Origin of the sequence: Ileibacterium valens (assembly GCF_001945525.1) — a bacterium.
GTDB lineage: Bacteria > Bacillota_I > Bacilli_A > Erysipelotrichales > Erysipelotrichaceae > Ileibacterium > Ileibacterium valens.
Genome location: NZ_MPJW01000094.1, coordinates 1 through 12,345 on the forward strand (window position 1 = coordinate 1; position 12,345 = coordinate 12,345).

The 12,345-nt window shown below is 42.6% G+C and carries 12 protein-coding genes and 1 pseudogene; 1 reads left to right on the forward strand and 12 read right to left on the reverse strand.

All coding sequences use genetic code 11. The annotated features are described in order from the left end of the window. Positions 1-184: pseudogene (locus BO222_RS14380) on the reverse strand (recombinase family protein); the annotation flags it as partial. An 825-nt stretch (positions 185-1,009) separates the two neighbouring features. Here BO222_RS14380 and BO222_RS04120 point away from each other — a divergent pair. Further along, positions 1,010-1,273 carry an FRAT-87 protein gene (locus tag BO222_RS04120; protein ID WP_075818607.1) on the forward strand — a complete coding sequence of 88 codons (264 nt, stop codon included), beginning with the start codon at positions 1,010-1,012 and terminating at the stop codon, positions 1,271-1,273. A 208-nt stretch (positions 1,274-1,481) separates the two neighbouring features. On the opposite strand, the gene BO222_RS04125 is transcribed toward BO222_RS04120, so the two are convergent. From BO222_RS04125 to BO222_RS04175, 11 genes are all read right to left on the reverse strand, one after another. Further along, positions 1,482-2,324: a Cof-type HAD-IIB family hydrolase gene (locus BO222_RS04125; protein WP_075818629.1), complete on the reverse strand. Its 843-nt coding sequence runs from the start codon at positions 2,322-2,324 to the stop codon at positions 1,482-1,484. 193 nt (positions 2,325-2,517) lie between these two features. Next, a complete protein-coding gene (locus BO222_RS04130) occupies positions 2,518-3,951 on the reverse strand; it encodes a 6-phospho-beta-glucosidase (RefSeq protein ID WP_075818609.1) in 1,434 nt (477 codons plus the stop codon). A 246-nt stretch (positions 3,952-4,197) separates the two neighbouring features. Next, positions 4,198-4,911 carry a 5'-methylthioadenosine/adenosylhomocysteine nucleosidase gene (locus BO222_RS04135; protein WP_075818611.1) on the reverse strand — a complete coding sequence of 238 codons (714 nt, stop codon included), beginning with the start codon at positions 4,909-4,911 and terminating at the stop codon, positions 4,198-4,200. Between the two features lie 41 nt (positions 4,912-4,952). Continuing rightward, complete coding sequence (locus tag BO222_RS04140) at positions 4,953-5,660, reverse strand: class I SAM-dependent DNA methyltransferase (RefSeq protein ID WP_075818613.1); 708 nt, start codon at positions 5,658-5,660, stop codon at positions 4,953-4,955. Next, the gene (gene rsfS, locus BO222_RS04145; protein ID WP_075818615.1) at positions 5,657-6,004 is read right to left on the reverse strand and encodes a ribosome silencing factor; all 348 of its coding nucleotides are present in this window, start codon (positions 6,002-6,004) and stop codon (positions 5,657-5,659) included. The genes BO222_RS04140 and rsfS overlap by 4 nt, the downstream gene beginning before the upstream one ends. A 4-nt stretch (positions 6,005-6,008) precedes the next feature. After that, positions 6,009-7,067: a nicotinate (nicotinamide) nucleotide adenylyltransferase gene (gene nadD, locus BO222_RS04150; protein WP_075818617.1), complete on the reverse strand. Its 1,059-nt coding sequence runs from the start codon at positions 7,065-7,067 to the stop codon at positions 6,009-6,011. Positions 7,068-7,075: 8 nt separating this feature from the next. Further along, a complete protein-coding gene (locus tag BO222_RS04155; protein WP_075818619.1) occupies positions 7,076-7,360 on the reverse strand; it encodes a YhbY family RNA-binding protein in 285 nt (94 codons plus the stop codon). Then, positions 7,360-8,442, reverse strand: coding sequence for a GTPase (locus BO222_RS04160; RefSeq protein ID WP_075818621.1), 1,083 nt, complete (start codon positions 8,440-8,442; stop codon positions 7,360-7,362). The genes BO222_RS04155 and BO222_RS04160 overlap by 1 nt, the downstream gene beginning before the upstream one ends. Continuing rightward, positions 8,435-8,956: a YqeG family HAD IIIA-type phosphatase gene (locus BO222_RS04165; protein ID WP_075818623.1), complete on the reverse strand. Its 522-nt coding sequence runs from the start codon at positions 8,954-8,956 to the stop codon at positions 8,435-8,437. Before BO222_RS04165 ends, BO222_RS04160 begins: the two co-directional genes overlap by 8 nt. A gap of 65 nt (positions 8,957-9,021) precedes the next feature. Further along, a complete protein-coding gene (locus BO222_RS04170) occupies positions 9,022-10,662 on the reverse strand; it encodes an NAD(P)/FAD-dependent oxidoreductase (protein WP_075818625.1) in 1,641 nt (546 codons plus the stop codon). A gap of 185 nt (positions 10,663-10,847) precedes the next feature. Beyond that, positions 10,848-11,864: an acyltransferase family protein gene (locus BO222_RS04175; protein WP_075818627.1), complete on the reverse strand. Its 1,017-nt coding sequence runs from the start codon at positions 11,862-11,864 to the stop codon at positions 10,848-10,850. Positions 11,865-12,345: the final 481 nt, after the last annotated feature.

Consider the following 12,345-nt stretch of genomic DNA (forward strand, 5'->3'; position numbering starts at 1 on the left):
TATGGACTATCACGATCTGCGATACTTTTCTGTCCATGATCTGATTCAATAGGTTGTTTAATTTCTTGCGGTTGTAGTCCATACCGCTTCCATAGTCTTCGATCACTTCAGAAACGATGATTCCACGGGCATTACAGAACTGACGAAGAAATGCGGCCTGGTTTTTCAGATCGTCTTTCTGATTTCTTGTCGAGACTCAAGCATAGATGACAGAAGTTTCTTCTGTTTTGGAAGAACCAACAGATCCTCCAGTCAGTTCTAAATATTGTTCATGAGTGTAATAGCGAACTTTGCCGAAAGAGCGATAAGAAGTCAGTTTTCCTGCCTTCTCCCATTACTTGAGGGTTTGGAGAGAAACACCGATCATCAGCGCGAATTCACCAATTTTATATCTCTTTTCCATAACTATATAATAGAAAAGAATAGATAAGAATAGAAAAAAATATGAAAATCAGGCACTTAACATGTCACCTTTCTGTCCTTAATAGACTTGGAGACTATATTCGGAATAAAAGCAGATAGAAAGATAAAGAACGGTTATCAGGTATTTTATATATTAGCGCTAGCTTATTATTGTGCACATTACAACTCGACAAAAAATCAAAATAAATCATGATCTCAGAGATATTCTAGATCTGGTTAGTGGAACTCTATGGTCGTTTTTTGAAACAATTAAAAACGGTTTATGGTACTCAATTTTTTGCATAGTGGAACTGGATAAAAAGTTATCTGAAACTCAATTTAGCGTTTAGTGGTCCTCAATATTCCGGTTAGGTGGGACTAGAACTCCGGATTTTACAAGATTTTACTGAATTTTGTTAAGGTTCATGCCTGATAGAAAAATGAATGACAAATGGTCATTTCAATATTTCATTAAAAAAAAACTCGCCATAATACAAGTAAAGATAAAACGAGACCACTTGAGTCAAAGTTTACTGATCTGAACATTTTTACAAAAGATTACCCTGAGGACTTGAGAGATCTCAAAATGGCTAAGGAGAAATGAGCTATGAATAAAGCGCAATTCAAAAAAGATCTTGAAGGAATTCTTGGCGGATCTGAATATGGCATGGAAGTCCTGAACGACCTCGTTGAACATTACGGATCCACTGGTGAATATGCCCAGAACACCAAAGACAGAATTGATGACCGCATTGGTTCTCTGAAAGGCTGGCAGAAACGCCACGAAGAGAGCGGCAACAAAGAAGCAGCAGCTGAAGAAGGCGAAAAGATCGCTATGCTTGAAAAAGTTCTTCAGTTGGTTGAAAAGTAAAACAAACACCAGAAAATCTTACTCGTCCCTGAATCAAAGAAACGAAATCTCCTATCGATCTGGTTGTTGAGACTTCATATAAATATTCCTCAACATGACGAATAAAAATCAAAGCCGGTCCCTGACTTCATTCAGGTACCGGCTTTTTCTATCCCTGATCTTATTCTTTCTTACAGATTAAGATCCAAACAAACTTTCAATCAGAAAATCATCCCATCAGGTGAAGATGTTCGAAGGCTTTATACAGACCATCATCGTTGACATCAGCGGTAATATAGTCAGCCGCTTCCTTGATCTCTTTTCCTCCATTTCCCATCGCTACGTTGTAATTGCAAAGCTCAAACATAGAAAGATCGATTTTTGCATCACCAAATGAGATCGTATCCTTCTGATCTGCATTCAAATGCTTCAATAAGACGTCGATCGCATGTTTCTTGGTGATTCCAGTCGGACCTAGATCACCATATAATGCATGCTCACCTTTACCGCCCCAGGTATTGGCTACAAGTTCCGGAAAGTCTTTTTTCGAATCCAGGTGATCCTGATAGCTTGAAAGGATAAAGCTGATCTTATTAACATCATCGCGATACAGGTCATCACCTTTCAGGTGAATCATCTGGGAAAGAAACATCTGCGAACTCGCACTGGCGTCTTCTAAACTGGCACCTTTGCCCTGGGCGTATTTAACCATGACTTCCGGTCCCTGCTCGATCATGTAGTCATTGCAGAACATCCCCTCATTGCTTTCGAGATAAAAACCAAGATGATGTTCATTGCACCAGTCGACTATTTTCCTTGTATCTTCAGCACTCAGGCCCTGATGCATGACCACTTTTCCTTCATCTTCAACATAGGCTCCGTTCCCACCGATCATTCCATCTAATTCAGGCAGATCACGCTGTAAAATTTCAGCTTTCGAACATCCGGTGCAGATATATACTTTATTGCCGGCAGCTCTGGCTTTATCAACTGCCTCTTTGGCACTGGCCGGACATTTGGCTTCATAGTCAATCAATGTTCCATCCACATCCAGAAATATGATTTTGCTCATAGATTTGTTTTCCTCAATTTTCGATTCATTTTTGTATTTTTTCTTCACAGCTTCATTGAATCTGTCAGCCACCAATTGATTATCTGCAGGAATTAAATCACAGACTCACTGAAGATTGAATTCAAAAGAAAGGCAGTCAGTATGGCTGCCTTTTAATTATGTTTATGCTGCTCAACGATTCAGAACAAAGCGATTACAGTTCTTCTCCGTTGGTTTCAATGACGTGTTTATACCAGTCAAATGACTTTTTACGGGAACGTTCAAGAGTACCGCTGCCATCATTGTTCTTATCGACGTAAATAAATCCATACCGTTTTTTCATCTCACCAGTTGATGCGGAAACGATATCGATCGGAGCCCACATGGTATAACCAAGCAAGTCAACGCCTTCATAATCAACAGCATCTTTCATCGCCTGAATATGGTTTCTCAGATAATCGATCCGATAGTCGTCATGAATGCTTCCATCTTCTTCAACGGTATCGACCGCACCAAATCCATTTTCGACAATCATCATTGGCTTATGGAAATGATCCCAGAACCAGTTCAGAGAGTAGCGAAGCCCCATCGGGTCAATCTGCCAGCCCCATTCAGAGGCCGGTACATTTTCATTGCGAACCAGATCGCGGCTTTCATCGTAGTCAAATCCAGGATTTTCACCCTGCACCGCTGTGGCAAAGGACATGTAATAAGAGAATGCGAGATAGTCGATCGTTCCTTTTTTAAGAATTTCTTTTTCTTCTTCTGAAATATCGATCTTGATTCCTTTTCTTTGCCAGTATGCCACGATATGCTCTGGCAGAAATCCGCGGGCATGGACTTCCGCAAACCAATAGCGCTTATGCATTGCGCCAACATGCATCATGATATCTTCTGGTTTATCTGTTGCTGGATAAACCGGGCACATGGCAATCATGCATCCAATCATGAAATCCGGATTAATTTCGTGACCAACAAGCGTAGCTTGTGCTGAAGCGATCAGTTCATTCACTGCTGCCTGATACATCAGCTGCTCCTGAATTGGACGCTGTTCATCTGAAACGATAATGCCAGAATCCTGAATCAGGTGATGATCAGACTTCCAGTCAGTCTGGTTATTGATTTCGTTAAAGGTCATCCAGTATTTCACTTTGTCTTTATAACGTTCAAAGCAGACCCGGGCATATTTCACAAACAGATCAATGACTTTCTTGTTGGCAAATCCGCCGTATTTATTGACGATACCCATCGGCATTTCAAAATGACAAAGAGTGATCACGGGTTCAATTCCATGTCTGATCAATTCATCGAACATGTCGTCGTAAAATTTGAGACCTTCTTCATTGGGTTCTTCTTCGTCACCTTCAGGGAAAATTCGGGTCCAGGCAATCGAAGTTCTAAAAGCCTTGAACCCCATTTCGGCAAACAGTTCAATATCTCCTTTGTAATGATGATAAAAATCAACGGCTTCATGGTTTGGGTAATTTTCCCCTTCAATGACGCCATTCGTAATGCGGCGGGGAACGCCATTGGCACCGGCAGTCATCACGTCCGCTACACTGATTCCCTTACCGCCTTCCTGCCAGCCGCCTTCGAGCTGGTGAGCAGCCACTGCGCCGCCCCATAAAAAATCTTTTCTCAGAGCCATACTATTCCTCCATTAATTTGTTCTGTGATTTCATTATGAATCACGCAATTTTAAAACTAAAGGTTTGTTTTTGCCGGATTCAATTGAGCTTTTACCGTATCATCCAAAATGAATGATTTAAAATCCGATTTAGATAAGACACATAAAAAATCTTTCAAATGGATATTTCTGTCTTATCCATTCGAAAGATTTTTGGCTGCTTATTATTCAAACAGACTGTAAATGAGACTAACTCTTATGAAAATACTAATCTGCCTTTAGATCCTCGAGATTGTAATGATCACGAAGTTCCCTGAAATAACAGGCTAGAAACTTTCCAGCCAGATCGGATGATTTCTTCTCGAATTCGGTAAATTCCATCTGGTTTCCATCGTGATGGACCACATCCGATAAAGTTCGAAAAACGATAAATGGAACATCGAAATCAAAAGCAACCTGAGCGGTTGCTCCGCCTTCCATTTCGGCACAGGCAGCATCCGGAAAATTTGCCAGAAGTTTTTCATAATCTTCCTTACGGCTCATAAAAACATCCTGAGTTGTGACTGCGCCAATACACCAGGGCAGATGCATCTGATCTGCTGCCTTAATTGCTGCTTGAGACAATTTCGAATTGGTATAGTACATCTTGCCTACACCATCATCTCCATCAATCGGTGAAGTATCAAAATCAGCCTGAATAATTTCATCAGAAATTACAAGATCCATCACATTCTGATCCTGTTTTAATCCGCCGGCGACCCCGATATGAATCAAAGCTTTCAGATCATATTTATAGCAGAGCAGAGTGGCTGCTATCGCTGCAGCCACTTTCCCCACCCCGGAAAGAACCGCAACCGTATCGAGGCCTTCAAGTTTTCCTCTGACAAAGACCATCTTTCCAATATGGTCTTCATGCTTTTCACTCATTCGATCCGTGATCGCCTTTAATTCTGAAGGCATTGCTGCAATGCATCCAATCATGCCCGAACACTCCTTTCTGCCAGATTTTTTATGAATCTGTTTTATTTCTTTTTGCAGACAAAGAAATACTTTTCTCCTTCATCTGCTCCTTCGATTTCCCAGTCTGTCGTTAAGGACAAAATCTCAAAATCCTCTTTTAGGACCTGAATCAGCCACTCTGGATCATAGACTCTCTGAATATGATGTTCTGCAATCGTTTGATCCGGCAGATAAAAGGCAAAATCCTGGTAGATCAGACCTTCAGGAGTAGAAGCAATTTCCCATTGAACATTGGTTCCATCTTCAAAGGTTCCAGCCTCCGAGTAGGCATGATCCAGAGCGAATTCGTCAATTCGCGCTAAGGCATGTGAATCAAAGAAGAAGAGTCCGTCCTCTCTTAAATGCGCTTTGACCTCTTTAAAAAAAGCTCTGACTTCCTCTTCTTCAAGCAGATAGTTAAAGGAATCACAGAAGCATCCAATGGCATCAAACTCTCCGAATTTTGAAAGGTCACGCATATCACCGGTTTGAAAGTCCACCTGATGGTCGATGTCCTTGGCTTTTGCGGCTTCAACCATATGATCGGCCAGATCCAGGGCGCTTACCTGATGATTTTTTGCCAGCTGCAGTGTAATTTCACCCGTTCCGCAGGCCAGTTCCAAAAAATCCTTTTTGGGGTTGTAGGATTCAATCCAGTCTACCCATTGTTTTGTCGCTTCATCATCCCGGACTAAATCATCGTAGTATCCGGCAAGAATGTCATAAATCATAGATCGTATTCACTCGATGGGCAGTCTGCATAAAGACGATCGAGCTGATAGAGATCCCGTTCTCCCTGTACAAACAGGTGAATGACGATTTCCTTGAGATCAACCAGGATCCATTTGGACTCCCTGGTTCCTTCCAGCCGGTAATCACCGGTGTACCCCGCTTCATAGAGCCGGTCCTTAATATTCTGAGCAACGGCATTGTTCTGAATGACGTTGTCGGTACTTGCCACAATCATGTTATCCATGTATGGCGTCATTGAAGTTGTATCGTAATTGATGATCCTGTGCGCCTTTCGTTCAGAAATGGCCTTCAGGACTGTATCAAGCACATCCTTTTCATCCATAAATTTAGAAACTCTCCTTTTCAGCCAGTACGCGTTTTTCCCGATCAAGGAATTCCCTGTTTTCACGCTTTACAAGCATGAATCCGTTATACAGATCAAGCATACAGGCGCTGATTAATGGTTTCGAATCATAACCCCGCAGCGGGTCGAGCTTATCCGCCGCAAAAACGATCATCGCATACGGATCATAGCTGGTTCCTTTAACATGATTAAAGATCGCATTCTGAATCACTGGATCTTCAATTCCAAAATTTCGTCGGACAATTTCACTGCCGGCATAGCCATGCCATATGGCGTGATGTTCGGACAAACCAGCCGGATTGATTGCAGCCACCCACTTTTTCTGCTCATTGATCGGCATATCCTTGGCAACATCATGAAACAATCCTGCAAGCCAGGCCTTATGCTCATCCAGGCCATGCGCTTTGGCAAACATACGGCAAAGCCTTGCCACTGAAGCTGAATGGGCCAGACGTTTGGCCGAAACGTGCCGGGATACCCAGGCAACCAGATACAGTTCATGATCGAGCAGATACTGCCTGACCGATTCAGGCAGAAAATTGATCTTTTCTCCTTTGCGGATTTCTGAAGAAGAAACCGGAGTGTAGACCATGGGAATTCGCTTAAAGTTAAATCGAGAAGACTCTGGCTCTTTGCCATCACGATCTACAACCGCAAAATCAGCCATTTCAAGCAGCTGATCGGCGTTTTTCCATTGATCAAACTGATTGGCCTGATCTGCTCCCATCAGCCAGGCAAACTCAACTTCCGGGAACTGTTTTTTTAATATTTTTAAAGTATCAAAGGTATAGCTTTTTCCATTTCGGGATAAATCAACTGTACTGATCTTAAATCTTGGATCCTCCTTGAGTGCAAGCCGCACCATGGCCAGACGATCCGCTGCCGGACTCAGGACTCTGTCCTTAAGCGGGGTCTGATTACTTGGAATAAACCAGACCTCGTCCACTTTCAGATGCTCGAGCGCGGCTTTAGCCATGTTCAGATGTCCCCAGTGGATCGGATCAAAGGATCCTCCAAGCAGAGCTACTTTCTTCTTTTTCATAATCCCTTTTATAATCCCAGTTTATTTTCTTTTGACTGACGATAGAGAAGGAAGGTTCTTCCAATGATCTGAACCACCTCGCTGCCTGTAGCAGCTGCCAGTTCAATCGCAGCTTCCCTTGGTTCTATATCAGCCGTTTTTAATATGGTCACTTTTACGAGCTCATGAGCTTCAAGATCATTCTTTAATGAAGTGATCATGTTTGGTGAAAGTGAACCCTTTCCAATCTGCATCATCGAAGACAAAGAATGTCCGATCGTACGCAGTTTCTTTTTTTCATCCTGACTCAGCATCAGATCATCGCCTTTCTAAAGGAGACCTGAATTCCCTTTGGAACCCGGATATCCGCACGTTCAATATCACCGCTCAGAGTAAACCAGCCCAGTCCATGGATCACAATATCCATCTTCTGGTTGACTTTCAAAGGCGGTGCCTGCCAGACCTCCATCTGTACATTTTCTTCATTCAGAACTGGAGAGAGCATTTCTCCATAATGTTTCTGCCACAGTTCATCCGCCTTCGAGAGTTTGCCACGGTGAACCGGAAGGTTTCTTGAGAAGTAAGCTACAATATTGCTTTTTCCTCTTGGAATTACATCGAGCCTGGCCAGACCGCCTACCGCAAAAGACTGATCCTCATAAATCTGAGTAATCAGAGGTTTAACCGGTTTGGTTGGAATGATGGTCTTCAGATCCTTTGGATTGACATGAGAAAGGACCGAATATGGATTCTCAAGCCCCGGTGTATCATAGAGCGTAAACCCATCCCCCTGCATTTCGACTATATCCAGAGTTGTTCCCGGGTTTCTTGAAATCGTCAGATCTTCACTTTTGGCCAGACGGTTGACCAGCGTACTCTTTCCGGCATTGGCCGTTCCCATAAAGATCGCCTTGCCGTTTTTGGCATATCGTTTAGTATCATCAACAATTTCATCAAGCACCTTGCGGCTCGCATCATCCTTTTTAAGCATGTAGCCGCCAATAATGATGTCCTTGACTGTAATATTTTCTTCTTTCAGTTTGCGGCGGACAAAGTCAATGATTTTGGAATCGGAGACGGTTGCTGGAAGCACGTCCCGTTTGGTTAATACCATGACAATATCCTTACCACTCAGCCTCTGATTCAGACGACTGATCAGATTGCTCTCAAGATCAAACAGATCAGCCACCCAGAATACGGTTCCGTCGATATCATTGATTTTTTCGAGTGTTTCTGTATTTTCGATGCCCTGCTGCATGTTAATGGTTAGATCCCCATAATGCCGGATCTTGTAGCAGCGCTGACAATAGGAAGAATCAAGACTTGGAACATAGCCCAAAGCCTTTGGATCTTCATTTTGCAGGCGCACACCACACCCTTTGCAGTATTCAGTCATCAAAATCCCCCCTTTTCATAATTCCCTTTTTCTCATAATGATGAAAAACAAACCGTTCGAGTGTTCGCAAAGCTTTTGTATCGAGTTTGTCGCGTTCCACAATCGGAGCGGTCAGAATCGTCGTAATTCCTGCGAGATTGCCGCCAAGCATGTCCGTAAATAACTGATCGCCGATCAGAGCTGTATGATCTGCTCTGACGCCAAAGTCCTTCATCGCTTTCACAAACGTAAACGGAAACGGCTTGCATGAAAAGGAATAAATTCGAACACCTAATGCCTGACCGAATTTTTCAGTCCGGCTTTTTACATTATTGGACATCAAGGCAACCTGGATTCCCGCGCTCTGAACCATTTCGATAAAGAAACGGACTCCTTCATTGGAATGAGGTTCATCAAAGGCGACCAGCGTATTATCAATGTCGCATAACAAAAGCCGGATATTCATCTTCTTCAGCCGATTGATATCCATATATTTAAAGCTTTTTACATAGTAATCCGGTTTGAATAAATGCATTGGCCACACCTCATTTCAGTATGGTTAATCTTGATCTGAATGTCAAAAAACCATCCATCGTTTATTTACTTCAAATTCAAATCTGAAGGTCTTTCAAAGCGGTTCATTAAAGCCATCGCGCATTTTAAACCATCAATCGCGCTGGTCATGATTCCACCGGCATATCCGCTGCCTTCACCGCATGGATAAAATCCATGAATGTTGGATTCAAGAGAATCCGATTGTCTTACAACCCGGATTGAAGAAGACGAACGGGTCTCCATTCCGGTTAAGAGAGCATTTTTCGTAAATCCAGGTACCTTCTGTTCAAAGTGTATCAGCGCATCTTTTAAGGACTCTGCAATCTTTTCCGGCAAAATCGTATTGAAATCGGTAAATACTGTTCCTAATTCATAGGTTGGCTTCACCTCTTCAAAATGATCACTGATCTTTCCTTCAATAAAATCAGAAACGAGCTGTACGGGCGCCTTATAGGATCCAGACAGATCAAACGCCTTCTTTTCGAGTTTTTGCTGAAAGTCCATCCCATCAAACAGACCAGATCCATAATCTTCAGGTGTCACCTGGACAAGCAAAGCGGAGTTGGCCTGATCTCCTGCCCGGTCCGAATAGGACATTCCATTGCAGACCACGGTATGAAGTGCGGAAGAGGATGGAATCACATAACCGCCTGGACACATACAGAAGGAATAGACCCCTTTTCCGGTATTCGCCGTATGAGTCAGCTGATAACGCGCTGGAATCAGATCTTTCTGATGGCAGGCAGAGCCGAGCATGGCTTCATTAATATAACTTTGCAGGTGTTCAATTCGAAGTCCGATGGCAAAGTTCTTCGGTTCCATGCAGATCCCGCGTTTTTCAAGAGTCCGCAGGGTATCTTCAGCGGAATGACCAGAAGCAAAGATCATCGCTTCTACAGGCAGGGTTTCTGTGATTCGAGTGCGAACATCGACATCATCGAGTTTTCCTTCAAAATTTTCATCTTCAAGTCTTGATATCGTCATTGCGCATAAGGAGTCATTAAAGACTTCTATATCATCGAGTCTTGTATCAAAGAAAAATGTTCCCCCCTGCTCTTCAATTCGTTTTCTGGCATTCTTTAAAATCGAAATAAAACCATCTGTGCCGATATGCGGATGCTGATCAATCAGAATATCCGGATTGGCTGACAGAGAAACCAGATCTTCAAGAACTTTTCGTCCTAAAACATCCTTGCTTCTGGTCGTCAGCTTGCCATCACTGAAAGCACCAGCTCCACCCATTCCAAACTGAACGTTGCTTTCCGGATCGAGTTCTCCGGTTTTCCAGAAATGGTCGACATCCTTCGAACGTTTTTCGATGGCGCTGCCCCGTTCGATGATGATCGGTTTATATCCATATTCAGCCAGCAGCAGTCCAGCAAAAAGTCCGGCAGGACCCATACCAATTACAACTGGCCGGTTTTTCAGTCTTTGCTCTCCTGCCGGCTTAAAACGGAAGGTTTCATCGGGTGTCCTGAAGACATCCCAGTTTTTTAAGTATTTCTTTTCATTAGCCACTTTTGCATCAACAACATATGAATACTGAACCTGATGTTTTCTGGCATCAATGCTGCGGCGATGAATTTTCCAATATTCAAGATCCTTTTTTGGCATATTGAGCTTTTTGAGGATCTGCTTTTCAAGATCCGCCGGATCGGCGGTCTTCACCTGATGAATTCTTATCATACCTTTTATTTTAATCGATTCGTCGATTGATTCTACGATGAATAATCAGCTTTTGTCAGGCTCAATTCTGAAGGTTAAACGGTATGATTTTTCTTGCAGAACATCTGATGGATCCAACCTGTCCACAAAGAAAAAAGCCAGCCTCAGCCAGCTTTTCATTTCATAATTTCCTAATATAGACTGCTTTACATCAGATACTTCAGCCATGGGATCTGCTTTCGATAACGAATCACCAGGAAGGCAAACATAGATGAAAAAGCGAGAGTTGCCAGGTAAACAACCAGATGCGCTTCAGGCAAAACCAGAAGCAGCAGCCGGGCAAAAAGAATATGGCTGACATAAATCAGAGTTGAATCTTTTCGTAAATCCCCATATACCGGCTTATATTCCATTTTCACATCCAGAAGCAAGTTCATCAGGAAGTAAGTGGTTGGAACTAACGAAAGAAACATACAGGACAGATCCTGCAAAATTCCAAGGGAATAATAAGTCATGACTTCAATAATCAGCAGCAGAAAACTTGCCGCAAAGCCCACGCAGGAAGCCTTCAGTTTCGGTCTTGGCATTTTAGCCATGTAGGCTCCTAAAGCGATAAAGATGGGTGCAAAGAAAAAGCCATCCCTTGCCGTGACGAGCGTCTTCGTAAAAAAGCCATATACAATGCTTACATAGGGCAATGACTGCCATATGGGGGCGTAAACATTAATAAGATAACCGATGAAGTAAAGAATCATCGAAATAAAAACCACTTTGGAAATTCTTTTCTTTTCTCCAATCAGATAAACAATCAGAGTTCCGGTAATTAAAGCGGGCAAAAACCAAAGATGGTAATAAGAACCATTCAGGAAGAAGTCCCGAATCCAGCCGGCCAGGCTGATCAGAGAAAAACCTTCTGACATATAATTCCAAATGGTATATGGAATGTAGATCACCGTCCATACCAGATACAAAGAGATCAGACGCCATAAATACTTCTTTAAGCGATTGAGATTCTGCTTTTTCGTTCCATTGAGTTTTCTGAAAAGAAAATACCCCGAACTCACAAAGAAAAACGGGACTGCCAGTCGGCAGACAATTGCGATAAACAGAGTGTTAAAGGTTTCAGAAATCTCAAGAAACGGATAGGTATGAATGGCTACGACCAGCAGGGCGGATACATATTTTGCAATATCGACCGCCGCATACTGCTTCGCCTTCACCATGAATTATTTCCTCCTTTAAACTGAAAAACGTCAATAAAAGACGTATTCGTATTACGAACTTATCCATACTGAATACTCTTCTGCCTGTCCATGATCAAATTCAACGATAAATACAGCTGAGCCTTCTATGAAAAGTTCGGTTCAGTCCTATTATGACAGAGAATAAGCCAAATCCTGCAAGAGAAACAGATCAATGTTTAAAAAATTTTTCAAGCCGTTTCCATCAGCCAGGCAAATCAGCAGAGTGAACCGAGTCAGTCTTTGCTTCCTGTCTTCAAGCGATGGACCATGCTCCTCATAAAAAAAAAAAAAAAAAACAGGAAGTGCTTTGATATGAATTTACACTTCCCGTCTGCGGATCTGTCAACTAAACTGTGTAAGTAGTTTTACAGCCGTTAGTTTACTGGACCAGTTCACTGCCTGATTCAAACACTACATGCCTGGTCTGTTCTGTCCAGGGTCCACAGGACCCCGAAGGGGC